Here is a 25,057-nt window from a genome sequence, read left to right on the forward strand (position 1 = left end):
ACTAACCTCCTTGAATAGTGATAAAGGACTGGACTCGTTTCCATATCAACTGAGACAAGCCCACCATCACTATGAGCCAGAAGAACTGTAGCAAAAGCGCCTGAAGAATCTGACTGGCATCGTATTTCCCAACAATGATCATAACTGGAGTATAAATCAAAGATGAAAAAGGCAAGAAGGACAAAATATCAGAAACAATCTTTGGAAAGAAAGCCAAGGGAATCAGACTTCCAGACATAAAGGCCACTATAGAAGTCTTGAGTAGATTGGAACCCCATAGATTTTTAAAGACAAAGGCTGAAAATCCAAAGCAGATATTAAAGAAAAAATTGATCAGGTAGGCTAGGGTTAAGCTAAAGAGATAAAGGATGGTTAATCCCAGTACTTCTACAATTCCTTGCCCAGATAAAATTTTCATCAAGACAATGACACTTAAAAATGGCAGTCCAACAGAGATAAAAATCAACCACTTGGATCCAAGCTCTGTAAAGAGGTAAGAAGCCGCAAAATGCACTGGTCGCAACAAACGCATGATAATGGAACCATCCTTGACCTCCTCCCCAATCATAAAGGAGCTATCTGACCTGGTCAAAAGATTAGTCACAAAACTCATGATGATGTAAAGGGTGATATCTGCCATGCTAAAGCCCTGAATCAAAGACTCTTGCGAGGAATCAAAGACCGCCTTCCAGAGATAGAAAGCCACAAAAGCTCCCATGACATCACCAATCCGATAGAGAATAAAGTTGACTCGATAGCTAATCAACTCCTGAATCCCTGCATTGATAAAGGGTTTATAACGTCTCCACAATTTGACCATCTTAGAGCTCCTTTCGATAGAAGCGACGGATAATATCCTCAATATCCGTATCCACCATCTTCAAATCGCGGATTTCAAAATCAGACAGGGTTTGCTTGATAATATCAGCCGACTGGTAGCGGGAACTGTCGAATTCAATATTGAGGCTGTTTCCTTGTCTATCAATGGTCATATCCGAAGAGCCTTCATAGTGAGAGACAAGATGACTTTGCCCTGGTAGCAGTTCAAAGGAAAGAGTCTTCATCTTGCCAAAGGTTTCCTTGAGCTGGCTAACCGTTCCATCAAAAATCTCTTGCCCCTTATCAATCATAAAAATTCGATCACAGAGTTGCTCAATGTCGCTCAGGTCGTGAGTGGTCAAGAGAATGGTTGTTTCTTCCTCTTGATTGATCTGAGTAATTGCCCGACGAATATTGTCCTTGACCGAAACATCCAAACCAATGGTCGGCTCATCTAAAAAGAGAACCTTGGGATTGTGAAGCAAGGAAGCCGCAATGTCCGCCCTCATCCGTTGCCCCAGTGAAAGAGTTCGCACGGGATCCTTGATAAATTCCTTCAAATCCAAGACTTCATTCAAAAAATCCATGCGTTTATGAAAGAGCGAGTCTGGCACATCGTATATCTCTTTCAAGACCGTATAGGTCTCTTGCAGTGCCAAATCCCACCATAGCTGGGTGCGTTGTCCAAAGACAACCCCGATATCCTTGACATAGTCTTGACGATTGTCCTGTGGAATCTTGCCGTTAATCCGACAAAAACCAGATGTCGGTTTTAAAATTCCTGTCAGCATTTTGATGGTTGTCGACTTCCCAGCACCATTGGCCCCGATAAAGCCTAAAATCTGCCCCTTGGGAACCTCAAAGGTCAAATCCTTGACCGCTTCAAAGGTCTGCTTTTCAGGATGAATAAAGGAGCGCAAAGCTCCTTTCAAACCAGGTTCCTTGACTGTCTTCACAAAATTTTTCTGAAGATGTTCCACTTCTATCATTGCCATATCTATCTCCCTACCGTAAGGAATAGAAAATCATATTTTCCAATACAAGTAATCTAAATCCTTACTTTCTAAACCTTTTACGTTTTATTATTACAGAAGGCTTTATACCAACCTATTATAGTCCAATAAAAAACGGAATGCAAGCGTTTGCCTGTAGATTCTGAAATTAGAGATTTCTCTCTTAAAATAATACTTTTAAACAAAAATTCTGGCTTAATAGTCTCCTTAAAACACCAAAAAGACCTGCCCGATGGGCAGGTTACGAATTGTAAAAAGCAAACTATTTTGATCAATATGATTCACTATTTAATCAAAGAACTAATCTTTCATAATTCTTTTCATAATCCCATTTCTATCAATTAGAAAACAATCTGGAAAGGTCATTTGCTCCCATTTTTCATAATCAAAACTGGAATCAAAGTGATGTAGTAGTATTCCTATCAAATTCCCGTGTGAACTAAGTAAAATCATTTTTTCTGAGTATCTCTCTTCCAATTCCATTAAAAAATTTAGTACTCTAGCTAGTGCGTCTTGATTTGATTCCCCTTCTAAAAGAGATTCACTAGGATTTTGCCATAAATATTTAATACTGTCTTCAAACTCAGAATCTTTTATAAAGGTTGAAGATAATTTTCGCTCTCGTAACCGATTATCAAGAACTATTTTATCAAATTGAATTGGCGAGCTATTAATCGTTTCAAATGCTCGTTTATAAGGACTAGAAAAATAATAATCAATATTAAAAGAATTCAAAAAATCTAACTGGTCAAGAGATGAGAATCCTTTTTCTGATAAAGTTCTATTGAAATCATCACTTGAAAATCTTGAATGAGCATGTCTAAGTAAAATATAAGAATTATTCATAAGTCATTACCTTTCAATTATTATCATCAGTCTCAATGGATTTTTAAGCCCTCAATTATTCTCTAAAAATTCTTTAATGCGAGAAACAATAGCATCGCTTTGATAATGATAGAGGTCGTGAGGCGCATCCATATAGACGACTTGAACATTAGACTGGTCGCTTGCAAATCTCTCTGCATAACGTTGCCATTCTGATTGGCTAAAACTGGTGCCTTCGCCGTTAGATACCAGTAATAAGGTGGGAATTTTCGGATTGATGCTAGAGGGAACTTTCTTAGCATTTTCCTTTACCGTTTGAGATTCATGAAGCATGGCTTGTGACATCAACTGCTTATAAGCTAGAAGTTTATATTGTTTTCGTTCATTTTCGGTCAGAGTTTGATTTTTTATATAAAAAGACTCAGGTAAATAGCGTAATAAACCAATCTTGCTACTCCAATATGCCACAGTGAGCAAGGCCTGATTATCCTTTAAATTCTCATAACTTGACGGCAGTGCCCAATCCAGACCAATCAAGGCTTTCACTTCATCAGGATACTTCTCCTGCCAAGCCAAACTCTCTAGACTAGCCATGGAATGAGACAGAATGATAAACGGCCCTGTGATATTTGCTTGGGAAAGAGCTTGGCGAGTCTCAGACAAAACCTCCATCACATCTCTTGAATGATTGCTATCATCACTATAACCATATCCCGCCCTCTCCACGATAACTAGCTTATACTGTTTCGATAAGGATTCCGATACTTCTTTAAAATCCAATATAGGAGAAGCAATACCAGCACCTGAGATAACTACTATAGTCTCAGGTCCTTCACCTTGAACATAAACATTCATTTGATGACCATTGACAAGAACTTGCTGTCCCACAGGTGTTAGTGAGGCTTGTTCCTTTTCCAAACTGATACGATGAAAGATGAATGTTGCCCCTAAAAACAAAAGAATGAAACTAAGAAAGCCAAGACTCCATTTTTTCAGTTTTTTCATAGCATTATTGTACAAAAATTAGACTCTTTTAGCAACTTAAGATTGGTTCTTCTACAGTATATTGGCTATATATTCACAAACCAAAAAACCCACCCAATGGGCAGGTTCTGTATGTATTGTTCAGCTAGATTAAGCTTTACCTTCTGAACCGAATACGTCGATACGTTCTTCAACTGATGCTTGGATAGCTTTTACACCGTCAGCCAAGAATTTACGTGGGTCGAAGAGTTTCTTCTTGTCGTATTCTGCTTCGTTTGCTTCGTAGTCACGAGCAAATTTACGAGTTGCGTTAGCGAATGCGATTTGGCATTCAGTGTTAACGTTAACTTTCGCAACACCAAGTTTAATAGCTGCTTGGATTTGGTCATCAGGAATACCTGATCCACCGTGCAATACGATTGGGAAGCCTGGAAGAGCTTCTGTCAATTTTTGCAAGTGGTCAAGGTCAAGACCTTCCCAGTTTGCTGGGTATGGACCGTGGATGTTACCGATACCAGCTGCCAAGAAGTCAATACCAGTTGCAACCATTGCTTTAGCGTCTTCGATTGGAGCCAATTCACCTTTACCGATGATACCGTCTTCTTCACCACCAATAGTACCAACTTCAGCTTCTACTGAGATACCTTTAGCGTGTGCTTTTTCAACAACGTCTTTAGCCAATTTAAGGTTTTCTTCAACTGGAAGGTGTGAACCGTCAAACATGATTGAAGTGTAACCAACTTCGATACACTCAAGTGCATCTTCGTAGTGACCGTGGTCAAGGTGGATAGCTACTGGTACAGTGATACCCATTGACTCAACAAGGTTAGCGATCAAGTTGCGAGCAACTTTGTAACCACCCATGTATTTAGCAGCACCCATTGAAGTTTGGATCAAAACTGGAGCTTTTTTAGCTTCTGCTGCACGCAAGATAGCTTGAGTCCACTCAAGGTTGTTTGTGTTAAATCCACCAACTGCATAACCGTTGTCACGAGCTGCTTGGACAAATTTTTCTGCTGAAACGATTGCCATTTGTCAGGCCTCCTATATATTTTTTGGGACATCCCATTTACATTGTTCATTTTATCACTTTTTGACAAAAAAAGCTAGTTTTTCCCATACTTTAGATTGAATTTCTTCCAACTCAATCAATGTAAACCCTTTCCTCTCCTTAGTCTTGAGCGACTTTAGGATAAGACATGAAGAAGGTCAAATGATCATCTTGCATCTCAAAATGATAAGGTAATTTCTCGTGTTCTAATAAACTTTTGACCACAAAGAGCCCCATTCCTGAACCCTTGGCCTTGCGACTAGCATTGCCAGAAAAAGACTGGGCCAATTTTTCTTGTTCTTCAGGACTACAGCTATTCTCGATAAAGAGTTCCCCTTCTCTTTCACCAATTCGAACCAAGCCACCTGGAGTGGAGTGCTTGATAGCATTGCTGATAAGATTCGATAGGATCAACTTCATCACAGATGGATTTATGTAAGCCTGCTGATGGGTCAAGCTAATATCTATCTGAAGTTTTCTTTCCTTGGCTAATAAAGTATAATCCTTAACCAGAGTTTGCGTCATTTGGAGTAGGTCAATGTTCTCCTTCTCCTCTCGCAATTCCTGCACAGAAGAGAGAGACAATATCTGGAGAACGTGGTGACTGAGGTCGTCTACAATCCCCAAGGCAACTCCCAGATAGTGGTCTCTATCCTTATAACGACCGATATTTTCTTTCATATTTTCGATTAGGATTTTCAAGCTTGCCAGAGGTGTTTTCAATTCATGAGAAGCCCCTCGTAGGAACTCAACCTTCATCTTCTCCAGCTGGAGAATAGCTTCATTCTTGTCATGCAAGTCCGCAATGACAGTCAAGAGATGCTGGTAAAGGCTATTGATTTGTTCCTTGAGATCACCTATCTCATCCTTAGAATCCACGCGCAACCGTACTTGAGCATCCAGTTCCATCATCCGACGGGTCACCCGCTTGATTTCCAAAATCGGTGCAACAATGGTCCGAGCGTAGATGTATGCTACCAAAAGGGAAATCAGAAAGGATGCCAACAAGGTATAGGGAAGAAACTGGAGACTGATCTGCTCCGCTTCCTTTTGCAGATCCATGGACGCTAAAAACTGGAGAGTCATAGTCCCACCGTCTTGCGTTTTCACCTCACGCTCCTCGATAAAGAGAGAGGTGGTCTGACGGTCCGTATCCAGAGGAAGATTGTCCTTGACCTCTAACTTGTCCTCAGTCATCTCTCCCTTGACAACTCCTTTGATATCACTGCTCTGGGAATACAAGTCTAACACTTGCTCGATATTTTGCCTATCTTTTCCGTCTAGGGATTGGGCAATGGCTGTCGCTTTCTGACCTATGGTTTCCTGACGATGGCTCAGATAAGTTGACGGAAAGAGAAAATAAATGGCTAAATGAAGGCAAATCACCAGAACACTAAAAATCGAGAAGGTATAGATAAATATCTTTGTAAACAAACCTGTTCGTTTCATTTTCTCTCCAATTTATAACCAACATTGCGCACAGTGAGGATACAATCCAAGTCTAGCTTTTTCCGCAGTTCCTTGATATAAACATCAATAACACGGTCAAAGGGGACCTCATCTGTCGCCTTCCAGACAGCATCGATAATCTGAGAACGAGTCAAGGCCCGTCCTTCATTTTTCACCAGATAGTCCAGAATTTCCAACTCTTTGGCATTGATGGCCACTTCTTCTCCCGCGAGGCTTGCACTATAGCTTTCAAAGTCCACCTTTGTATCCTTATAGGAGAAGACTCGTCCTGTATCATAGTAGCGCTTGAAAATCGCATCTACTCTCACTTTTAAAAGGGAGAGTGAGAAGGGCTTTTCCAGATAGCCGTCTGCCAGGGAGGCAAAAGCACTCATCTTGTATTCCTCATCCTGAAAGGCGGTTAGCATCAGGACAGGAACCTGACTGCTCTTACGAATCTCAGCTAGAACTTCTAAACCATTGAGCTTAGGCATCTGGATATCCAGTAGTACTAGAGCAACTTCATAGCTGGAAAATTTTTCCAGAGCTTCCTGACCGTCCGCAGCCTCGATGGTTTCATAACCACAATCCGTCAAATAGTCACTGATCCCCTCACGGATCATCTCTTCATCTTCTACAATTAAAATTTTCATAGAAAAACGTTTCACATTCCTTTAAATTTCTTGTAAATCTTCTCTGTTTCATCCTGATAAGAAGAGTCCTTATACTCAATGAAAATCAAAGAGCAAACTAGGAAGCTAGCCGCAGGCTGTACTTGAGTACGGCAAGGTGAAGCTGACGTGGTTTGAATTTGATTTTCGAAGAGTATTATCAAGATGAAATAGATAAAAATGCTACCTATATTATACCCCATTTAGGGGAGAATAGGTAGCAAGTTTTTTATTCGCTATCGAGCAAGAGTTCTTTTGGTTGTTTTCTAAGGAGATTGCTTGAAGCAAGCGCCATAACAAGAACGACTAGAACTAAAGCAAGGACAAAGACGATGATAAAGTCTGATGTCTGAATGGAAATGTCTAAACTCGACAAGGTCTTGCTAAAGCCGTCTACTTCTGCACCACCACCAAGGTTAGAGGCTTGAGCAGCCTTGCTGGCTTGCTTGGCAACACCTGAAGTGACATTGGCAAGAACAGTGTTTCCGATGGCACGAGCTGTGTAGTTGGCTAGGAAGTAAGCAGAAACAAGAGCAGGGATGGCAATCAGGATCGATTCGGTGATGAATTGCCCCAAGATACTTGCCTGCTTGAGACCGATAGAGAGGAGGATCCCCACTTCCTTGCGACGAGCATTGATCCAAAGACTGAGCAAGAGTGCAAGGAGAAGGACTGAGAAGCTCAAGCTACCCCAGAAGAGGAGGTTGGCCATCTTGTACATACCAGAGATGGATTGCTCAAGAGCTGGGTAGTTAGATGAGCTCTTCACAAGTGTGTAGCTCTTCCAGTTGATACCACTGATGCCATTCAACTCTTTCATGACATCATCCAAGTTCTTGTCTGCTGTTACAAAGAAGGTTGCGTCCCCATAAATAGCTGTGTCTTCTGTGTATCCATAAAGTTTTGCAGCAGTGTGAATGTCTGTGATAGCTGTGTTTTCATAGAGTTCTTGTGAGTAGGTTACTGCTGACTTATTGTGCCCATCAAAGAGTCCCTTGATTGTAACTTCGACTGTTTCCTTGGCACCTTTTTCATTGTCTGCATCGTAGATATTGGAGTCTAGTTTGACCTTATCTCCAACTTTCCAGCCGTGTTTAGCTGCCAAGTCCTTGTGCATGAGGATCTTGTCTTTGTCGTCGTTGGTTAGGTGCTCACCTTCAACCAGCTTATATGAGCCAGAGACAAACTTGTCTTCTTTAGAGGAGTCATTGACACCTGTAATCATCAAACTGCTGCCAAACCGTTTGGCACGGTCTGCAGTGAGATTTTTCTTGGTTTCTGGCGTTTCGATAAGGTCATATCCAGTTAAATCTCCGATAGCGTTGATACGTTTAACATAAGACTCGATGGCCTTGTTTTCGGTGATTTTTTTGATATCCTCACCCTTGATATTCCCAGAACCACGTGGCGTTCCTTGATTGACGCGACGATTGATTTGCATGGAGAAGCTATTGGTGATATTTTTAAAGGTCTCCTGAGAAGCCTTGGCTGTAGCTCCCTTGATCGACAAGCCGACCAAACTCAAGCTCGCCATGAGGAGAATAATCAGGAAGATAACAATCGATTTGAAAAACTTCCTTGTAACATAGGCAAATGCGTTGTGTAACATAGGTTCCCTTTCTAGATTTGATTTAATAATTCTATCAAAACAAGCTCATCTTATTTTGTATTGTTGCGAGTTTCAGTCAGTTTCTTATTCTTCAATTCAAGTGTAATATCTGATGCTTGCGCCACTTCCTTACTGTGGGTGACGACGATCACACATTTACCTGTTTTCTCAGCAAGTGACTTGAGCAGTTCGATAATATCTCCAGCAGTTTTAGGGTCCAGATTTCCTGTTGGCTCATCAGCTAGAATAACTGGAGCTTCTGAGACCAAACTGCGAGCAATAGCAACACGTTGCTGTTGACCACCTGATAACTGGAGAACGTTCCGCTTGATCTGACTTTCATCCAAACCAAGTTCAAGAAGTGTATCCTTGCTTGCTTTTTTGTTGACCAAGCGGATATTTTCCAGCGGAGAAAGATAATCTATCAAGTTATAATTCTGAAAGACCAGGGAAATATGGTGCATACGATGGTAAGAATATCCCTTGTTCCGAATATCCTCTCCTTGGAAAAGGATAGAACCTTCAACAGGACTATCTAGACCAGCCAGTAGGGACAAGAGAGTGGATTTTCCTGCTCCTGACTCACCAATGATACTATAAAATTTTCCGGGTTCAAAATTATACTTGATCTGATATAAAACTGCCTCAGCAGTGTTCTTATAACGGTAGGTAACATCTTGCAATTGTAATAAAGTCATGATTTCTCCTTCTTAACTAATAGATGATAAAATTTCCTTAGGCGATTTTCTAAATAAGAATAGGAAACAAAGGGCTACAGACAAGCAACCAATCAGGAGCAGAAAGACATAGGATTCTGCAAAGGATAGGAGACTAGTTGATAGACCACTTGCTTTGGCCAGCGTGTCCTGTAAGCTTGTCTGATCTCCACTGGCTAGTACAGTTTGGAGCAGATAGGATGTAATGGCATTCCCAGCGATAAAGGATGGAAGCAAAGCTCCGAGAGATACCAAAACTACCTCTAAACAGAATTGTAGGAAAATCGAACTCTTGCCTTTTCCAAGTGCCAGAAGAATCCCTACTTCGTAGACCCTTTCTCTCAACCAGAGAGACAAGACCAAGATTAAGGCTCCTGCTCCTGCTATCAACATCCCATAAAGGAAGATGGTCAGGAAGGTTTGGAAAGTTGCAACTGAGTCTTTGATTTGTTCAAAGGCCTTGTTTTCCTTCTCGACTTGGTAGCCTTGACTTTCTAAAGCCAGGTTTTCTACCTGCTTCATGAGTCCGTCCATTTCCTTAGGATTTTCTACATAGAAGCGCGCTGCACTGACTTGCGGTTCACTATTTCCCAGAAGCGTTTGGCTACTTTCATAGTCTGTAAAGACCTGGTTTTCACTGAAGTCAGAAGATAAGCCTGTGAACTTTTCTTGCTTTTTACCAGAAAAGATGCCAACAATCTCAAACTCAACTGTCTGTCCTTTTCCAGATTCTGACTGTCCGGCATCCAAGCGAATCTTGTCATGAAGCGAAAGACCGTTCTTCTTAGCCAACTCTTCGTGGATCAGGATTTTCTTGGAATCCCCTTTTTGAAGGTGTCGGCCTTCCTTTAGATTGAAAGCCGAACTGGTAAAGGTGACATCCTTGGATGAATCCTCAAGAGCTGTTAAGCTAACCAAATTCTTGTCTGATGCTGACAAATCATCACGTTCTACGCTCTGCTCGCCACTCACTGCTTCCTTGTCTTTCAGTTTTGCGACCGTCTCGAGTTCAGGAGAGACATTTTCCAGTCCCTTAATCTTGCTAACTGATGCTAGGTCCGATAACTTGAAGGTCTGACCATTTTCGATCTTTTTGATAGAAAAAGAAGTATTGAGTGATTTGTAAAGATTGCTTTCTACTGTTTTGTTGGACTTCATCAGCGTCAAACAGGCTGAAATTCCTGCTAAAAGAACAAATAAAATCAGAAATAAAATAAAACTTCTCAGTCGTTTTCTGCTGACATAAGCCCAAGCTCTTTGGATTGGATTCATTTGTCACCTCCATATTTGTAAGACTATTATAAAATCCAAATATGAAATGTTTATGAAATCGAAAAAAATTTTGATTTATTTTTTGAAAAAAAGCTGGTATTTCTACCAGCTCCATTTTTATAACTGCATCCACTCAAAGCAAAGAAAATGCAGAAACTAAACCAGAGAGGATGTTGGCTGTGGCATGCATTAGCCAACTTGGTAAAATTGATCCTCCTGCTATCTTTTCATTAACAAAGCCAAGATAAGCTGCTATTGCTCCAGTAAAAAATACAATGAAAAAAGTGACTTCCAAACTCACTACTGAAGCAAACAATACTCCATGAAGCAATCCAAAAGCGAAGGCCTGTATGGTATTTGCAAAGACAAACGGCATGTGATTTGCCATTCGTTTCAGTAGAAAACCTCTAAATAATAGTTCCTCTGGTAAAGATGTTTGCAAAATACTGTAAATTAGAATACTTGGTAAAGCCTTATATTCCATAGCAGAAAAAGCCGAAGTAGCTGTTTCTAGACCACGAGTAAGAGGAAAGATAAGGATAGAAAAAATAGTAAATAAAGAAAATCCCCCCACCATCCATAAAATCAGATGCAAAGTTTTTACTCTTTTAATAGCTTTTAGTCCGATCCATTCCATAAATGGAACTTTCCCCCTCATAGTCATAAACCACCAGATAGAAGGTAGTAAAATAATAAAGAGAATTTGAATAAAGGCACTCATTATTCGTTGAAGTTCATTAACCATCGTAATCCTCCTTTACACTTTTGAAATACTCATTTCAAATACCAAACGACTATCTACTCCTCCTTTCCTACCTTATATATCCGTTTTAACCAAGCCTATTAGTATCCATTACTCGATGATCTTTCATATAAGACTTTTTGCAGTTACTTTCTATCTATATTATAGCACTATTTAAAAAAAGAAAAAAACAAGAAAGGTAGACCTCTCTTGTTGAATAATCACTATGCGTGCTAACAAAAAAAGAGCTAGCCAAAGCTAACTCTTACCCTATGCGGAGAGAGGGACTTGAACCCTCACGACCTAAAGCGGTCACAGGATCCTTAGTCCTGCGCGTCTGCCAATTCCGCCATCCCCGCGTCGATTACTTTACTAGTATATCAACTTTCAAAATCTTTGTCAACACTTTTTTCAGATTTTTTTCATTTTTCCAACAGGCTTATAGTTCAATTTCAGCAAGGTTTTCATCCAGTAATTTTGCTCCCAATGTGTTCTTAAAATGCCCAAGAGCAAACTGATGATTTTCTGGCCAAATAGAGGCAACTGCAGGCTTGACAATCTCGATTTGATAACCTAAATTATAGGCATCAATAGCCGTATGAAGAACACAAATATCCGTCAAAACACCTGTTAAGATAACAGTATCAACCCGACGTTCCCGCAAACGGATATCTAAGTCCGTTCCTGAAAATGCTGAATAGTGACGCTTGTCCATCCAAAAGACGCGACTATCCGCCTCATGCTCAGCATAAAAGTCAGCTAGGGTGCCATAAAGGTTACGCCCACTAGTTCCGATGATGTTGTGTGGTGGAAAGAGCTTGCTTTCTGGGTGGAATGTATCCTTCTCCTCATGAGCATCAATGGTGAAAAAGACATAGTCTCCACGATCAAAAGCTAATCTGGTTGCCTGATCAATGGCTTTTGATATTGCTTGAGCGGGTGCGCCAGCAGTTAGCTTTCCATGGTCTGCTACGAAATCCTCTGTATAGTCAATCGAGATTAAAGCTTTTGCCATTAGTAGTCCCTCTTTTTCACTTCCTCAAAGATATCTGAAATCAATACCTTGAGATAGGTTCCCTTCATTCCTAGTGAACGGCTTTCAATGATTCCTGCCGACTCTAGCTTACGGAGAGCATTGACGATTACTGAGCGCGTAATGCCAATACGGTCTGCAATAACAGACGCAGTCAGCTGTCCTTCATTTCCATCCAATTCAGCTAAAATAGCTGATACGGCACGCAGTTCTGAATAGGAAAGGGTGTTGACCGCCATGGTAACAGCCGTACGACGGCGAATATTCTTTTCATCTTCTTCACGTTGGAAGTTCAATAGTTGAATTCCCACAACCGTGCTCGCAATCTCGACAAGGATCAAATCTTCATCTTCAAATTTCTTATCATTGCGCCAAATGATTAACGAACCTAGGCGAATCCCTGATACATGAATCGGAGCAATAGTTGTCAACCCATCTGGAAAGTCCGCACGGCTCTCCACAGGGAAAATGGTCAAATCATGTTCAACAGGAAGATTTGCTTCCGTATCATAAATCATGTTCGCCCCTTGTACATAGACCTCAGGGAAGGTTTTGGTTTGGAAGAATTGTTCTACACGGTCATTATTGGTCTTATAACGCATAAAGTAGCCCAAGAGACGTCCCTTGTTATTCACAATACAAGCGTTACAGTCAATAATATCAGCTAACTGGCGTGTGATCGCATTGTAAGGAAGTTCATCTTGGAGTTGCTCCTCAGAGCGCTTTAGAATAGACGTGATTTTTCTTGTTTTTTCTAATAAATGTGCCATTTTTTACCTCGCATATAATCGCTTCCATTATAACATAGAAAAGTCTTTATTTCAATAATTATCTGAAAATTGCTTATTTAATTGCAATTTTGAACAGCAAAAATATTTTAGAAAAAAAAGCGATTTTTTTATTGACATCCTATTTTATTTTTGATATTATAACATTATAAGAAGATGACATGATAAATCCCTTTCCGTTTCACCTATCCTTTACTATCACCATCTTCTTTTACTATCGGTCTCCTTATATATAAAAGCGATTCACACTGTGAATCGCTTTTTTCTATTTGTCTCCTTTGTTACGAATAACAAAGCCGGTCTTCTTTTCGCTTGAAGTGTTGCGAGGTTTTTTATTGTCTTTATTACGGTAACGTCTGTCTTTATCAAAACGATCGTTCCCACGACTGCCTTTTTTGAAATCATCACGGCGACCATTGCCGCGGCGATCACGGTCTCGACGGTCGTCCCCACGACGGCCTCCACGACCTCCCTTACCTTTGCCACCGAATCCATTACCTGATGGTTTAAATGGCAGTGGTTTTTCACGCGCAATCTCCACTTCAGGAAGGCTGTCTGGATCTTGGACTGTCAGACTCAAGATATACATAGCCAATTCTTCTGGACTAAATTCTGCAGCTAACTTACGAGCATCTTTAGCAAATTTCTCAAAGTTCCCACGAATAGTTTCATCCGCAAAATCACGTTCGATTTTCTTGAGAGCTACTTGTTTCTTAGCTTGGAAGGCTTCTTCTGCTGTCGCTGGTTTCAAGCCTTTCATGCGTTTCTTAGTCAAGTTTTCGATGATTTGAAGGTAGCCCATTTCATTTGGTGCTACGAAAGTAATAGATTGACCTGACTTACCAGCACGACCTGTACGGCCGATACGGTGAACGTAACTTTCAGGATCTTGTGGAATATCGTAGTTGTAGACATGGGTCACACCTGAGATATCCAAACCACGTGCTGCCACGTCAGTCGCAACTAGAACATCAAGATTCCCATTTTTAAAATCACGAAGGACACGAAGACGTTTATTTTGGTCTAAGTCACCATGAATTCCTTCAGCACGGAAGCCACGAATTTTAAGTCCACGAGTCAATTCATCTACACGGCGTTTGGTACGACCAAATACGATAGCAAGTTCTGGTTGTTCTACATCCATGAGACGTGTCATGGTATCAAATTTTTCTTGTTCCTTAACACGGATATAGTATTGGTCAACTAGTTCTGTTGTTAATTCCTTGGCAGCAATCTTGACATGCTCAGGGTCTTTCATAAACTGAACACCGATACGTTTGATCGCATCTGGCATGGTTGCTGAAAAGAGCAAGGTTTGACGATTTTCAGGGACACGGGAAATGATGGCTTCGATGTCTTCAAGGAAGCCCATGTTGAGCATTTCGTCCGCTTCATCAAGGATCAGAGTTTCAATGTCTTGTAATTTCAAGGCCTTGCGTTTAATCAAGTCCAAGAGACGACCTGGTGTTCCTACCACAATGTGAGCACCAGATTTAAGGGCTTTGATTTGTTTTTCAATGCTGGAACCACCGTAAACTGAGCGAACTTTCACACCCTTGCTACGACCAAAGCGGAAGAGTTCCTCTTGGCTTTGGACAGCGAGTTCACGAGTTGGAGCGATAACCAAGGCTTGGATGGTCGCTTCTTCTGTACGGATTTTTTCAAGGGTTGGCAAGCCAAAGGCTGCAGTTTTTCCTGTACCAGTCTGAGCTTGACCGATAACGTCTTTTCCTTCGAGAGCCAAGGGAATGGTCTGTTCTTGGATAGGACTGGCTTCTACAAATCCAGCTTTTTCAATCTCTGCTAGCAATTCAGCAGACAAGTTAAATTCATTAAATTTCACGTTATTCTTCTTTCTAAAGGTGGTGCGAAGCCACCCTATAGGGCTTTAGTTTATACTTTTCTTTTCATGACGTATCTTCTTTAAAACGAGATACCGTGTTGCTTCTTTTCCACGAAAGAAAAGTACGAGTTTCTTTGCAACCTATCTAGTATAACACAAGAGCGGGGCAAAAGATAGTAGAATCCTTAAGGAAAATCATGTAAACGATTTTCTAACAGTAAAGTGGCCCGAAACTGGTTTTTCAAAGGATTTGAAGGGAGCATTTCAAACTCACTTCATTTCCCGTAGCGGAATTGTGCAAAAGTTTTTTTCTTGTGCTAGAATGAAATCAAACAGGAGGATTTAAAAATGTTAACATATGATTTAATCGTTATTGGATTTGGTAAAGCTGGTAAAACACTAGCTGGTAAATTGGCTTCAGCTGGTAAAAAAGTTGCCCTTATCGAACGTAGTAAGGCTATGTATGGTGGAACTTGTATCAACATCGGATGTATTCCAACTAAAACCTTGCTAGTTGCTGCTGAGAAAGACTTGTCTTTTGAAGAAGTGATTGCTACTAAAAACACGATCACTGGTCGCCTCAACGGTAAAAACTATGCGACTGTTGCTGGTACAGGCGTGGATATCTTTGATGCGGAAGCTCACTTCCTTTCAAACAAAGTCATCGAAATCCAAGCTGGTGATGAAAAACAAGAACTGACTGCTGAAACTATCGTTATCAATACCGGTGCCGTTTCAAACGTCTTGCCAATCCCTGGACTTGCTACAAGTAAGAATGTCTTTGACTCGACTGGTATTCAAAACTTGGACAAATTGCCTGAAAAACTTGGTGTACTTGGTGGCGGAAATATCGGTCTTGAATTTGCAGGACTCTACAACAAACTTGGAAGCAAAGTTACAGTCCTAGATGCCTTGGATACTTTCCTACCTCGTGCAGAACCTTCCATCGCAGCTCTTGCTAAACAATACATGGAAGAAGACGGTATTGAATTGCTTCAAAACATCCGTACCACTGAAATCAAAAACGACGGTGACCAAGTTCTCGTCGTAACTGAAAACGAAACGTACCGTTTTGACGCCCTTCTCTACGCAACTGGACGTAAACCAAACGTAGAACCACTTCAACTTGAAAATACCGATATTCAACTAACAGAACGTGGTGCTATCAAAGTAGACAAACATTGTCAAACAAACGTTCCTGGTATCTTCGCAGTTGGAGACGTCAACGGTGGACCTCAATTTACCTACATTTCACTTGATGACTTCCGTGTTGTCTACAGCTACCTTGCTGGAGATGGCAGCTACACACTTGAAGACCGTCTCAATGTACCAAACACTATGTTCATCACACCTGCACTTTCACAAGTTGGTTTGACTGAAAGCCAAGCAGCTGATTTGAAATTTCCATACGCAGTGAAGGAAATCCCTGTTGCAGCAATGCCTCGTGGTCACGTAAATGGAGACCTTCGCGGAGCCTTCAAAGCTGTTGTCAATACTGAAACAAAAGAAATTCTTGGAGCAACTATCTTCTCAGAAGGTTCTCAAGAAATCATCAACATCATCACTGTTGCAATGGACAACAAGATTCCTTACACTTACTTCACAAAACAAATCTTCACTCACCCAACCTTGGCTGAGAACTTGAATGACTTGTTTGCGATTTAAGTTGAGACTACATCGTATCCAACAGCCCTCGTCGGGCTGTTTTTGTTTCTGCGAAATCTCAAATCTGTCTTTTCTTTCTTTTATGATATAATAGAAACATGAAACTAAAAACTACTTTGGGTCTCCTAGCTGGGCGTTCTTCTCACTTCATCTTGAGCCGTCTTGGCCGCGGAAGTACGCTCCCAGGAAAACTTGCCCTCCAATTTGATAAAGATATTTTACAAAATCTAGCTAAGAACTACGAGATTGTCGTGGTCACTGGAACCAATGGGAAAACCCTGACAACCGCCCTCACTGTCGGCATTTTAAAAGAAGTTTATGGTCAGGTTCTGACCAATCCAAGCGGTGCCAATATGATTACAGGGATTACGACAACTTTCTTGACGGCCAAATCCTCTAAAACTGGGAAAAACATTGCTGTTCTTGAAATTGATGAGGCCAGTCTTTCTCGTATCTGTGACTATATCCATCCTAGTCTTTTTGTCATCACTAACATTTTCCGTGACCAGATGGACCGCTATGGTGAGATTTACACGACTTATAACATGATTTTGGATGCCATCCGTAAGGTGCCTACGGCCACTGTTCTCCTTAATGGTGACAGTCCACTTTTCTATAAGCCAGCTATTCCAAATCCTGTAGAGTATTTTGGTTTTGACTTGGAAAAAGGTCCAGCCCAACTGGCTCACTACAATACCGAAGGGATTCTCTGCCCTGACTGTCAAGGCATCCTCAAATATGAGCACAATACCTATGCCAACTTGGGTGCCTATATCTGTGAAAATTGTGGTTGCAAACGACCTGACTTGGACTACCGTCTAACAGACTTAGTTGAGTTGACCAACAATCGCTCTCGCTTTGTCATTGACGGACAAGAATACGGCATCCAAATCGGTGGACTCTATAATATCTACAATGCCCTTGCTGCGGTTGCTATTGCCCGTTTCCTCGGTGCCGATTCACAACTCATCAAGCAGGGATTTGATAAGAGTCGTGCTGTCTTTGGACGCCAGGAGACCTTCCATATCGGTGATAAAGAATGTACCCTCGTCTTGATTAAAAATCCTGTTGGCGCTACCCAAGCTATCGAGATGATCAAACTAGCTCCTTATCCATTTAGTTTATCTGTTCTCCTCAATGCCAACTATGCTGATGGGATTGATACTAGCTGGATCTGGGATGCGGACTTTGAACAAATCACTGACATGGACATTCCTGAAATCAACGCTGGTGGTGTTCGTCATTCTGAAATTGCACGCCGTCTTCGAGTGACTGGCTACCCAGCTGATAAAATCACTGAAACAAGTAGTCTGGAACAAGTTCTCAAGACCATTGAGAACCAAGATTGTAAGCATGCCTATATCCTAGCAACCTATACTGCTATGCTTGAATTCCGCGAACTGCTGGCTAGTCGTCAGATTGTTAGAAAGGAGATGAACTAATGGTTTATACTTCACTTTCCTCAAAAGCTGGCAACTACCCTTATCAGCTCAACATCGCCCACCTCTATGGAAACCTCATGAATACCTACGGGGACAATGGAAACATCCTCATGCTCAAGTATGTGGCTGAAAAACTGGGGGCACATGTGACGGTTGACATCGTTTCTCTCCATGATGACTTTGACGAAAATCACTACGATATCGCCTTTTTCGGTGGCGGCCAAGACTTTGAACAAAGCATCATCGCAGGCGACCTTCCTGCTAAAAAAGAGAGCATTGACAACTACATCCAAAACGACGGAGTGGTTCTCGCTATCTGCGGTGGTTTCCAACTATTGGGTCAATATTATGTTGAAGCTTCAGGGAAACGCATCGAAGGGCTAGGGGTCATGGGCCACTATACCCTCAACCAAACCAATAACCGCTTTATCGGTGACATCAAAATTCACAATGAAGATTTTGATGAAACCTACTATGGCTTTGAAAATCACCAGGGACGTACCTTCCTCTCAGATGACCAAAAACCGCTGGGACAGGTGGTCTATGGAAATGGAAATAACGAAGAAAAAATCGGCGAAGGGGTTCATTATAAGAATGTCTTTGGTTCCTACTTCCACGGACCTATCCTCTCTCGTAATGCCAATCTAGCTTATCGCCTGGTTACTACTGCCCTCCGGAAAAAATACGGTCAGGACATCCAACTCCCTGCTTATGAGGACATTCTCAGTCAAGAAATCGCTGAAGAATACAGCGACGTGAAAAGCAAGGCTGACTTTTCTTAAACTAAGGAAAATTAGATAAAAGAACTCCGCTATCCTTTCGGAGTTCTTTTTGCCTGTTCTTTTACCCTTCTCCCTTGCATTTTCTCTCATTTTTTGCCAAAATAGAGGGGTAGAAAGAAGGTAGCATATGTCTAAATTACAACAAATCCTAACATATCTTGAATCAGAAAAACTAGACGTCGCTGTCGTATCTGACCCCGTCACTATCAATTACCTCACTGGCTTTTACAGTGATCCCCATGAACGCCAAATGTTCCTCTTTGTTTTAGCGGATCAGGAACCTCTCCTCTTTGTCCCAGCCCTTGAAGTAGAACGTGCAAGTAGCACCGTTTCCTTCCCAGTTGTGGGCTATGTGGATTCTGAAAATCCATGGCAAAAAATCAAAAACGCTCTTCCACAGCTTGACTTCAAACGTGTCGCTGTTGAGTTTGACAATCTCATCTTGACCAAATACCATGGTTTGAAAACAGTTTTTGAAACTGCTGAGTTTGAAAACCTCACTCCTCGCATCCAACGCATGCGCCTCATCAAATCAGCTGACGAAGTGCAAAAAATGATGGTTGCAGGTATCTATGCTGATAAGGCTGTTCATGTTGGTTTTGACAATATTTCTCTTGATAAGACAGAGACAGATATCATTGCCCAAATCGACTTTGCCATGAAACGTGAAGGCTATGAAATGAGTTTTGATACCATGGTCTTGACTGGCGATAACGCTGCAAATCCGCACGGAATTCCTGGTGCAAACAAGGTCGAAAAAGACGCCCTTCTCCTCTTTGACCTCGGTGTCATGGTCAATGGCTACGCATCAGATATGACTCGTACGGTCGCTGTCGGTAAACCAGATCAATTCAAAAAAGATATCTACAACTTGACTCTGGAAGCCCAACAAGCTGCTCTTGACTTTATCAAGCCAGGTGTGACTGCACATGAAGTTGATCGCGCTGCTCGCGAAGTCATTGAAAAAGCTGGTTACGGAGAGTACTTCAACCACCGTCTCGGTCACGGTATCGGTATGGATGTCCACGAATTCCCTTCTATCATGGAAGGAAACGACATGGTCATCGAAGAAGGCATGTGCTTCTCTGTTGAACCAGGTATCTATATCCCTGGTAAAGTCGGCGTTCGTATCGAAGACTGTGGTGTTGTTACCAAGGATGGCTTTGACCTCTTTACAAGCACCAGCAAAGATTTGCTTTATTTTGATTAAACCTAGATAAGCAAAAAGTCAGCTATTGAAGCTGACTTTTTTATTTTATCTTCTTGACACTCTGAAAGACTACAAATCCCACAACCATTCCCAAGGTATTTTGTAGGAAGTTTGGAAGGATTTCTGGCAAGGCTGCTGACCAGCCATTCATTAGAGTTGAGCCCAGAGCGTAGCCACTTACCATGACGATAGTAGCCAAGACAAGGCCTAGCCATTGCCATTTCCCTTTAAAACCTGCAAAAAATCCTTGCAAGCCATGATTTATCAAGCTAAAGAACATCCACTGTGGATAGCCTGATAGAAGGTCAATTAGGAATCCTGCTAGTCCTCCAACGACAGCTCCTTCTTTACTGCCAAAGTAAAAGGCAGTAAAGAAAATACCTGCATCCAAGAGAGTCAATATTCCTGTTGGCGTTCCAATTTTCAAGTAATAACCTAGGACTACTGAAAGGGCGGTTAAGAGGGATACAAGGGCGATTTTAGTTGTTTTGGTTTGCTTCATATTGTCTTACTCCATATTGATCTGCTTGTGCAATAGCACGGTAAACGAAAGCTTTCGAGCTCTCTACTGCTGGTAAAAGTTCATCACCTTTAACCAAGTGACTGGCAATGCTTGAGGCAAAGGTACAACCTGCACCAGCATTTTGTCCTTGAATGACTGGGTTTTCTAGAACAGTGAAAGTTTGTCCATCATAAAAAACATCCACAGCCTTATCCTGACTGAGGCGATTGCCTCCCTTGATAATGACTGCTGGCGCTCCTAAATCATGCAATTTCTGCGCTGCAGCTTTCATGTCTTCCAATGTTTTAATTTCCTGACCAGCCAACAATTCTGCTTCAGGAAGATTTGGCGTAATCACACTGACATGAGGGAAAAAACGAATCAACTCTTGACAGAGTTCACTAACAGCCACGTCGTGCGTTTCCTTGCAGACCAAAACGGGGTCCAATACCACAGGCACTCCTGGACGTTGCTTGATAAAGTCCAAGGCCTTCTCAGCCACACTGACAGTAGGAAGAAGGCCAATCTTAATCCCTGCAAACTCGACATCACGCAAGCTATCCAATTCATGTTGAAAAATGGCATCGTCAGTCGGAAAGACTTCAAACCCCTTTTCTGTCAAGGCTGTCAAACATGTCACTGCTACAAAACCATGCAAGCCGTTTAAGGTATAGGTCGCCAAATCAGCTGACAAACCACCACCACTAAAAATATCATTCCCAGAAAGGGCTAAAATACGATTATTCTTCATAACGAATCTCCTTTAAATACAAGCCATTTGGTGCCGCCGTTGGACCCGCAAGTTGCCTGTCCTTCTTCTCTAAGATGAGGTCAATCTGCTCAACTGGCATCCGATTATTTCCGATTTTGAGCAACGTCCCCACCATATTGCGAATCTGCTTATACAAGAAGCCATTTCCTGAAAAGCTAAAGGTCAAAAATTGGCCTGTCTCATCAACACTAAGACTAGCTTCTGTAATGGTCCGAACCTTGTCCTCTACACTGGTTCCAGATGCTGTAAAACCGGTGAAATCATGGGTTCCTTCTAATTTCTTGACAGCCTCTTGCATCCGCTCTACATCGAGGGGATAGGGAAAGTGAGTAGCATAGTGACGGCGCATCGGATTTTTAGGACGACCCCTATCTACTATAAACTCATAGGTCTTGCTATGTTTTGCATAACGGCAATGAAAATCATCCGCCACAATCTCAATCGAAATCACATCGATATCTTCTGGAGACTGGGTATCCAGAGCAAAACGGAGTTTTTCCTCATCCATCTGATAGGGCAGATCAAAATGAATAACCTGTCCCAGAGCATGGACCCCACTATCCGTCCTACCAGCACCATGAACAGCGATGGCTTGCCCCTTATTGAGTCTCGTTAAGGTTTTCTCAATTTCCTCTTGAACGCTCCGCGCATGAGGCTGGCGCTGAAAACCAGCAAAGGCATAACCGTCATAGGAAATGATTGCTTTATATCTTGTCATAACTTCTATTTTATCAGGAAATAAAAGTGTAAACAAGTTTAAAAACCAATAATTGTCTGGGTACAAAATTCCCAGAAAGAAAAACTTAGGAAATTAATCCTAAGCTCTCTTTTGAAGTGCGTACATAACAAAGATAGAAGTGACAATCAACCAACATCCTAAAATGGTGAAGACCAACATACCATTTTGAGTCACCAAGCCAATCGCCCCAAGAATGAAAGGTGTCGTAAAGGCTCCAAAGCTGCATCCTAGCACTGCAAAAGATGTTGCCTGATTAAGGAGCTTGGCTGGGATTCTTTCAGAAAGAAGCTGAAAGACAGTGGTCAAGGCCACACTGTAAGAAAAACCTGCCACAACACTTCCAACTACCATCACACCCAATGACGGAGATAAGGCAATCACAATCTGCCCCAATCCAAAGGTGATACCTGACCAAAGGAGCAATCTTTCTTTAAATAGAGAGATAAAGAAAGAAAAACTCACACCTGCCAAGATACCAATCAACTGCATAATACTTAAGACCAAGCTCGATAACTGGGCATCCCCTAGACCTCTTTCCACCATCAGACTAGGAATACGAATGGTGATAGCTGTGTTGGTGCAGACAACAACTGCTGCTTCGACAGCCAATAGAAAAATTAATCCTTTCATCTTTCCTGTCAAACGAGTCGTTTCGGTCTCTTTTTTCTTTGTTTCTTTCTTTTCTTTCCCATAAGGGACAAAGAGCAGATAAAGAATCAATACTAAAAATCCCGCACTGTAGGCCAAGAAGGTCACTGTCCATCCCAAGGATAAGAGTTGACCGACCACTAGAGTCAAAATCGACGCCCCGACAACTTCTGCTGATCCGCGAAGCCCCAACATCTGGATCCGTGTCTTTCCATGATAGCGTTCGCTGATGATGGAAATGGCCTTGGCATTGATCATCCCAACACCCAAGCCAAATAAAATCCGCATCGCAAAGACAAAGTTGTATTCCTGATACCAGAAAGGGGCAGTTCCACCGATAGAAAGGATGAGAAGTCCCAGACTAATCTGAAGACGCTCAGGAAATAACCGCTCCAAAAACCCATTTAAAACCAGCATAATCATGATTCCAAAAGAAGGAAGACTGACCAGGAGCTCGATTTGTTCTTTGGGGTAGCCTTGATAGTAGTCAAACATGGCTGGCAGAGCGCTTGAAATGGAAAAGGAGGTAATCAAAACGAGGGAGAGGGCCAAAATACTAGCCCGTTCTAAATATTGTTTCATGAATTTTCTTTCTGTATATTTCTCACTGTTGATCCTTTTAAAAGGAAGATGGCAAGAAAAGAAGGAGCCCGATTGAACTAGAGACTCCGTCCTAACTTTCCTAATAGGAAGACTATTTTCGCTTGATTTGCTTGATCAGATAGAAGATGAAGCCTGCAACCATATAGGCCGCAAAAATGATCAAACACCATTTGATAACCACGTCCCAACCCTTGTTCACATTTAAAAAGAAATAAGGGAAGGGATTGTCCTTGGAATTCGGAATATTGAGTTTTAAGACCAAGCCATTAAACAAGGCAAAAATCATATAAACCAAGGGCAAGATGGTCCACAAGACTGGATCCCAGATCTTGTATTGACCCCGTTTATCAAAGAAGAGGGTGTCGGCTAAAAACCAGAGTGGAACGATATAGTGGCAAAGGAAATTTTCCACACGGTAAAAGTCTGTCGCGATCGGAGCAAGCATAAAATGGTAAATCACACAGGTAATCATGATACTCATGGTAACGCCACCCTTGAGACGAAGCAAGGTCGGACTTTGCCAATTTTCACCTGAACGGCTCATCACACGGAGCAGATAGCCCGTGAAAATCGTTACCAAAAGATTGGACAACACTGTGTAGTAAAGGAGCATACCAAAGCCACCGTGCTTGGTAATTTCTAAATAAACCCCTGTAAATGCCGCTAAAAACAAGAGCACACGACTATAAAAGATAAATTTATAATTCAGTTTCATGGCTAGATTTTCTTAACAAATTCTGACTTGAGTTTCATAGCTCCAAAACCATCAATCTTACAGTCGATGTTGTGGTCACCTTCTACGATACGGATATTTTTAACACGAGTTCCTTGTTTCAAATCCTTAGGTGCACCTTTTACTTTCAAGTCCTTGATGAGGGTTACAGTATCGCCGTCAGCCAATTTATTTCCATTGGCATCGATAGCAACAACACCTTCTTCTACTTCTGCAACTTCAGCAGGATTCCATTCATAGGCACACTCTGGGCAAACCAAGAGACTTCCGTCTTCGTAGACATATTCTGAATGACATTTTGGGCAATTTGGTAAGTTGTTCATGGGTTCTCCTTATAACATTTCACTATTCTTTGAAAATCAAAATTTCTCGAACAGCAACTATTATACCGTAAAATCCTAGATTTGACAATGTTTCCTAAGGGCTAGCAAACAAAAAAGTCATGCACCTTTTTACAGTTACATGACTTTTAAAAGATGATTGATCATGGGCACTTATCAAGCACCTCATGATAAAAGGGGTAGCAACTATATCTTACAAACCAGGAGCTTGTCCAAGTTCTGCTGTAAGCATCCAAACTGTTTTCTCAAGTTCAGCCTTAGCCCCAACAAAGATATCGTTTGTAACATCATCACCTTCTTCGTCAGTTACATCCAAAGCTTTTTGGAAAAGAGCGATGAGGTAGCGATAAATTGCTAGAACACGTTCCAAGCTTTCTTCAACGTTACGGAATTCTCCTTCTTCTTCTTCGATTTCACTGTGTTGAAGGAATTCTGTCAAAGTTGAATAAGGTTTTCCACCAAGAGTAATCAAACGTTCACTGATTTCGTCAAGATAGCTATCAAGACTGTCCATGTATTCATCCATTTTTGGATGCCATACGAGGAAGCCACGACCACGCATATACCAGTGAACTTGGTGAAGGGCAATGTGAGCCACATACAAGTCCGCTACTGCTTGGTTCAATACTTCCTTTGTTTTTGCCAATGCTACTGGCGCTGTTTTAGATAATGTTGTTACGTCTTTTACTGCTTCTTTTTTCAATTCAACCATATTTCTTACCTCTTTTCATTTTTTTATAACTACTTCACAGTAGCTATAATACAAGTATACTACTACCAGAAAATGATATCAAGGAAAATGTAC

The 25,057-nt window shown here is 41.5% G+C and carries 25 protein-coding genes and 1 tRNA gene; 4 read left to right on the forward strand and 22 right to left on the reverse strand.

Translation table 11 applies throughout. From position 1 onward, the window contains the following. Position 1: 1 nt before the first annotated feature. The 15 genes from O3655_RS03350 to O3655_RS03420 form a co-directional block, all read right to left on the reverse strand. On the reverse strand, positions 2-820 hold the full coding sequence (locus O3655_RS03350; RefSeq protein WP_070569106.1) for an ABC-2 family transporter protein: 819 nt from the start codon (positions 818-820) through the stop codon (positions 2-4). Between the two features lies 1 nt (position 821). After that, entirely contained in the window at positions 822-1,814 is a 993-nt protein-coding gene (locus O3655_RS03355) for an ATP-binding cassette domain-containing protein (RefSeq protein WP_070569110.1), read from the reverse strand. Positions 1,815-2,132: 318 nt separating this feature from the next. Continuing rightward, positions 2,133-2,678, reverse strand: coding sequence for a histidine phosphatase family protein (locus tag O3655_RS03360; RefSeq protein ID WP_308697259.1), 546 nt, complete (start codon positions 2,676-2,678; stop codon positions 2,133-2,135). A 51-nt stretch (positions 2,679-2,729) separates the two neighbouring features. Further along, positions 2,730-3,662, reverse strand: a complete 933-nt coding sequence (locus O3655_RS03365; protein ID WP_371641169.1) for an alpha/beta fold hydrolase — start codon at positions 3,660-3,662, stop codon at positions 2,730-2,732. Positions 3,663-3,791: 129 nt separating this feature from the next. Continuing rightward, entirely contained in the window at positions 3,792-4,673 is an 882-nt protein-coding gene (locus O3655_RS03370) for a class II fructose-bisphosphate aldolase (protein WP_016466093.1), read from the reverse strand. Between the two features lie 139 nt (positions 4,674-4,812). Next, positions 4,813-6,141, reverse strand: coding sequence for a sensor histidine kinase VncS (vncS, locus tag O3655_RS03375; RefSeq protein ID WP_308697258.1), 1,329 nt, complete (start codon positions 6,139-6,141; stop codon positions 4,813-4,815). After that, positions 6,138-6,794: a response regulator transcription factor VncR gene (gene vncR, locus O3655_RS03380; RefSeq protein ID WP_268717199.1), complete on the reverse strand. Its 657-nt coding sequence runs from the start codon at positions 6,792-6,794 to the stop codon at positions 6,138-6,140. The genes vncS and vncR overlap by 4 nt, the downstream gene beginning before the upstream one ends. 247 nt (positions 6,795-7,041) lie before the next feature. After that, positions 7,042-8,421: an ABC transporter permease subunit Vex3 gene (vex3, locus tag O3655_RS03385; protein WP_000903002.1), complete on the reverse strand. Its 1,380-nt coding sequence runs from the start codon at positions 8,419-8,421 to the stop codon at positions 7,042-7,044. A gap of 50 nt (positions 8,422-8,471) precedes the next feature. Further along, the gene (gene vex2 / locus O3655_RS03390; RefSeq protein WP_125414407.1) at positions 8,472-9,119 is read right to left on the reverse strand and encodes an ABC transporter ATP-binding subunit Vex2; all 648 of its coding nucleotides are present in this window, start codon (positions 9,117-9,119) and stop codon (positions 8,472-8,474) included. Positions 9,120-9,131: 12 nt separating this feature from the next. Beyond that, complete coding sequence (locus O3655_RS03395) at positions 9,132-10,409, reverse strand: ABC transporter permease (protein ID WP_125391129.1); 1,278 nt, start codon at positions 10,407-10,409, stop codon at positions 9,132-9,134. A 133-nt stretch (positions 10,410-10,542) separates the two neighbouring features. Further along, on the reverse strand, positions 10,543-11,154 hold the full coding sequence (locus tag O3655_RS03400; RefSeq protein ID WP_084860171.1) for a CPBP family intramembrane glutamic endopeptidase: 612 nt from the start codon (positions 11,152-11,154) through the stop codon (positions 10,543-10,545). A 270-nt stretch (positions 11,155-11,424) separates the two neighbouring features. Next, a tRNA-Leu gene (locus O3655_RS03405) sits at positions 11,425-11,510 on the reverse strand. An 80-nt stretch (positions 11,511-11,590) separates the two neighbouring features. Next, positions 11,591-12,166 carry an isochorismatase family cysteine hydrolase gene (locus tag O3655_RS03410; RefSeq protein WP_308697257.1) on the reverse strand — a complete coding sequence of 192 codons (576 nt, stop codon included), beginning with the start codon at positions 12,164-12,166 and terminating at the stop codon, positions 11,591-11,593. Then, a complete protein-coding gene (codY, locus tag O3655_RS03415; protein WP_000940726.1) occupies positions 12,166-12,954 on the reverse strand; it encodes a GTP-sensing pleiotropic transcriptional regulator CodY in 789 nt (262 codons plus the stop codon). The genes O3655_RS03410 and codY overlap by 1 nt, the downstream gene beginning before the upstream one ends. Positions 12,955-13,237: 283 nt before the next feature. After that, complete coding sequence (locus O3655_RS03420; protein ID WP_049479576.1) at positions 13,238-14,815, reverse strand: DEAD/DEAH box helicase; 1,578 nt, start codon at positions 14,813-14,815, stop codon at positions 13,238-13,240. 348 nt (positions 14,816-15,163) lie between these two features. On the opposite strand from O3655_RS03420, the gene O3655_RS03425 reads away from it, so the two are divergent. From O3655_RS03425 to O3655_RS03440, 4 genes are all read left to right on the forward strand, one after another. Then, on the forward strand, positions 15,164-16,480 hold the full coding sequence (locus tag O3655_RS03425) for an FAD-containing oxidoreductase (protein WP_308697256.1): 1,317 nt from the start codon (positions 15,164-15,166) through the stop codon (positions 16,478-16,480). 98 nt (positions 16,481-16,578) lie between these two features. Continuing rightward, positions 16,579-17,922 carry a lipid II isoglutaminyl synthase subunit MurT gene (murT, locus tag O3655_RS03430; protein WP_308697255.1) on the forward strand — a complete coding sequence of 448 codons (1,344 nt, stop codon included), beginning with the start codon at positions 16,579-16,581 and terminating at the stop codon, positions 17,920-17,922. Beyond that, positions 17,922-18,704: a lipid II isoglutaminyl synthase subunit GatD gene (gatD, locus tag O3655_RS03435; RefSeq protein ID WP_000263169.1), complete on the forward strand. Its 783-nt coding sequence runs from the start codon at positions 17,922-17,924 to the stop codon at positions 18,702-18,704. The genes murT and gatD overlap by 1 nt, the downstream gene beginning before the upstream one ends. A gap of 127 nt (positions 18,705-18,831) precedes the next feature. Next, the gene (locus O3655_RS03440) at positions 18,832-19,914 is read left to right on the forward strand and encodes a Xaa-Pro peptidase family protein (RefSeq protein WP_000040915.1); all 1,083 of its coding nucleotides are present in this window, start codon (positions 18,832-18,834) and stop codon (positions 19,912-19,914) included. Between the two features lie 40 nt (positions 19,915-19,954). Here O3655_RS03440 and O3655_RS03445 read toward each other — a convergent pair whose 3' ends face one another. The 7 genes from O3655_RS03445 to O3655_RS03475 all read right to left on the reverse strand — a co-directional run bounded on the left by O3655_RS03445 (position 19,955) and on the right by O3655_RS03475 (position 24,964). Further along, a complete protein-coding gene (locus O3655_RS03445) occupies positions 19,955-20,416 on the reverse strand; it encodes an ECF transporter S component (protein ID WP_061587706.1) in 462 nt (153 codons plus the stop codon). Continuing rightward, the gene (locus O3655_RS03450; RefSeq protein ID WP_198464874.1) at positions 20,394-21,167 is read right to left on the reverse strand and encodes a bifunctional hydroxymethylpyrimidine kinase/phosphomethylpyrimidine kinase; all 774 of its coding nucleotides are present in this window, start codon (positions 21,165-21,167) and stop codon (positions 20,394-20,396) included. Before O3655_RS03450 ends, O3655_RS03445 begins: the two co-directional genes overlap by 23 nt. Continuing rightward, positions 21,157-21,906: a tRNA pseudouridine(38-40) synthase TruA gene (gene truA / locus O3655_RS03455; RefSeq protein WP_084852577.1), complete on the reverse strand. Its 750-nt coding sequence runs from the start codon at positions 21,904-21,906 to the stop codon at positions 21,157-21,159. The genes O3655_RS03450 and truA overlap by 11 nt, the downstream gene beginning before the upstream one ends. 99 nt (positions 21,907-22,005) lie before the next feature. Then, on the reverse strand, positions 22,006-23,157 hold the full coding sequence (locus O3655_RS03460) for an MFS transporter (protein WP_000816259.1): 1,152 nt from the start codon (positions 23,155-23,157) through the stop codon (positions 22,006-22,008). 112 nt (positions 23,158-23,269) lie between these two features. Beyond that, positions 23,270-23,893 carry a Pr6Pr family membrane protein gene (locus O3655_RS03465; RefSeq protein WP_000775204.1) on the reverse strand — a complete coding sequence of 208 codons (624 nt, stop codon included), beginning with the start codon at positions 23,891-23,893 and terminating at the stop codon, positions 23,270-23,272. A gap of 2 nt (positions 23,894-23,895) precedes the next feature. Beyond that, on the reverse strand, positions 23,896-24,234 hold the full coding sequence (locus tag O3655_RS03470) for a zinc ribbon domain-containing protein YjdM (RefSeq protein WP_001061580.1): 339 nt from the start codon (positions 24,232-24,234) through the stop codon (positions 23,896-23,898). 211 nt (positions 24,235-24,445) lie between these two features. Further along, the gene (locus O3655_RS03475; RefSeq protein ID WP_000229895.1) at positions 24,446-24,964 is read right to left on the reverse strand and encodes a Dps family protein; all 519 of its coding nucleotides are present in this window, start codon (positions 24,962-24,964) and stop codon (positions 24,446-24,448) included. Positions 24,965-25,057: the final 93 nt, after the last annotated feature.

Source organism: Streptococcus sp. 27098_8_70, assembly GCF_041432215.1.
In the GTDB taxonomy this organism is placed as follows: domain Bacteria; phylum Bacillota; class Bacilli; order Lactobacillales; family Streptococcaceae; genus Streptococcus; species Streptococcus oralis_CP.

What these genes read in the sequence shown, in the direction of transcription:
- O3655_RS03445 (WP_061587706.1), bottom strand. Translation starts at nt 20,416, where the DNA reads ATGAAGCAAACCAAAACAACTAAAATCGCCCTTGTATCCCTCTTAACC.
- vex2 (WP_125414407.1), bottom strand. Translation starts at nt 9,119, where the DNA reads ATGACTTTATTACAATTGCAAGATGTTACCTACCGTTATAAGAACACT.
- vncS (WP_308697258.1), bottom strand. Translation starts at nt 6,141, where the DNA reads ATGAAACGAACAGGTTTGTTTACAAAGATATTTATCTATACCTTCTCG.
- O3655_RS03460 (WP_000816259.1), bottom strand. Translation starts at nt 23,157, where the DNA reads ATGAAACAATATTTAGAACGGGCTAGTATTTTGGCCCTCTCCCTCGTT.
- O3655_RS03470 (WP_001061580.1), bottom strand. Translation starts at nt 24,234, where the DNA reads ATGAACAACTTACCAAATTGCCCAAAATGTCATTCAGAATATGTCTAC.
- vncR (WP_268717199.1), bottom strand. Translation starts at nt 6,794, where the DNA reads ATGAAAATTTTAATTGTAGAAGATGAAGAGATGATCCGTGAGGGGATC.
- vex3 (WP_000903002.1), bottom strand. Translation starts at nt 8,421, where the DNA reads ATGTTACACAACGCATTTGCCTATGTTACAAGGAAGTTTTTCAAATCG.
- O3655_RS03465 (WP_000775204.1), bottom strand. Translation starts at nt 23,893, where the DNA reads ATGAAACTGAATTATAAATTTATCTTTTATAGTCGTGTGCTCTTGTTT.
- O3655_RS03395 (WP_125391129.1), bottom strand. Translation starts at nt 10,409, where the DNA reads ATGAATCCAATCCAAAGAGCTTGGGCTTATGTCAGCAGAAAACGACTG.
- O3655_RS03440 (WP_000040915.1), top strand. Translation starts at nt 18,832, where the DNA reads ATGTCTAAATTACAACAAATCCTAACATATCTTGAATCAGAAAAACTA.
- O3655_RS03355 (WP_070569110.1), bottom strand. Translation starts at nt 1,814, where the DNA reads ATGGCAATGATAGAAGTGGAACATCTTCAGAAAAATTTTGTGAAGACA.
- murT (WP_308697255.1), top strand. Translation starts at nt 16,579, where the DNA reads ATGAAACTAAAAACTACTTTGGGTCTCCTAGCTGGGCGTTCTTCTCAC.
- O3655_RS03365 (WP_371641169.1), bottom strand. Translation starts at nt 3,662, where the DNA reads ATGAAAAAACTGAAAAAATGGAGTCTTGGCTTTCTTAGTTTCATTCTT.
- codY (WP_000940726.1), bottom strand. Translation starts at nt 12,954, where the DNA reads ATGGCACATTTATTAGAAAAAACAAGAAAAATCACGTCTATTCTAAAG.
- O3655_RS03370 (WP_016466093.1), bottom strand. Translation starts at nt 4,673, where the DNA reads ATGGCAATCGTTTCAGCAGAAAAATTTGTCCAAGCAGCTCGTGACAAC.
- O3655_RS03400 (WP_084860171.1), bottom strand. Translation starts at nt 11,154, where the DNA reads ATGGTTAATGAACTTCAACGAATAATGAGTGCCTTTATTCAAATTCTC.
- O3655_RS03425 (WP_308697256.1), top strand. Translation starts at nt 15,164, where the DNA reads ATGTTAACATATGATTTAATCGTTATTGGATTTGGTAAAGCTGGTAAA.
- O3655_RS03410 (WP_308697257.1), bottom strand. Translation starts at nt 12,166, where the DNA reads ATGGCAAAAGCTTTAATCTCGATTGACTATACAGAGGATTTCGTAGCA.
- O3655_RS03475 (WP_000229895.1), bottom strand. Translation starts at nt 24,964, where the DNA reads ATGGTTGAATTGAAAAAAGAAGCAGTAAAAGACGTAACAACATTATCT.
- truA (WP_084852577.1), bottom strand. Translation starts at nt 21,906, where the DNA reads ATGACAAGATATAAAGCAATCATTTCCTATGACGGTTATGCCTTTGCT.
- O3655_RS03360 (WP_308697259.1), bottom strand. Translation starts at nt 2,678, where the DNA reads ATGAATAATTCTTATATTTTACTTAGACATGCTCATTCAAGATTTTCA.
- O3655_RS03450 (WP_198464874.1), bottom strand. Translation starts at nt 21,167, where the DNA reads ATGAAGAATAATCGTATTTTAGCCCTTTCTGGGAATGATATTTTTAGT.
- gatD (WP_000263169.1), top strand. Translation starts at nt 17,922, where the DNA reads ATGGTTTATACTTCACTTTCCTCAAAAGCTGGCAACTACCCTTATCAG.
- O3655_RS03350 (WP_070569106.1), bottom strand. Translation starts at nt 820, where the DNA reads ATGGTCAAATTGTGGAGACGTTATAAACCCTTTATCAATGCAGGGATT.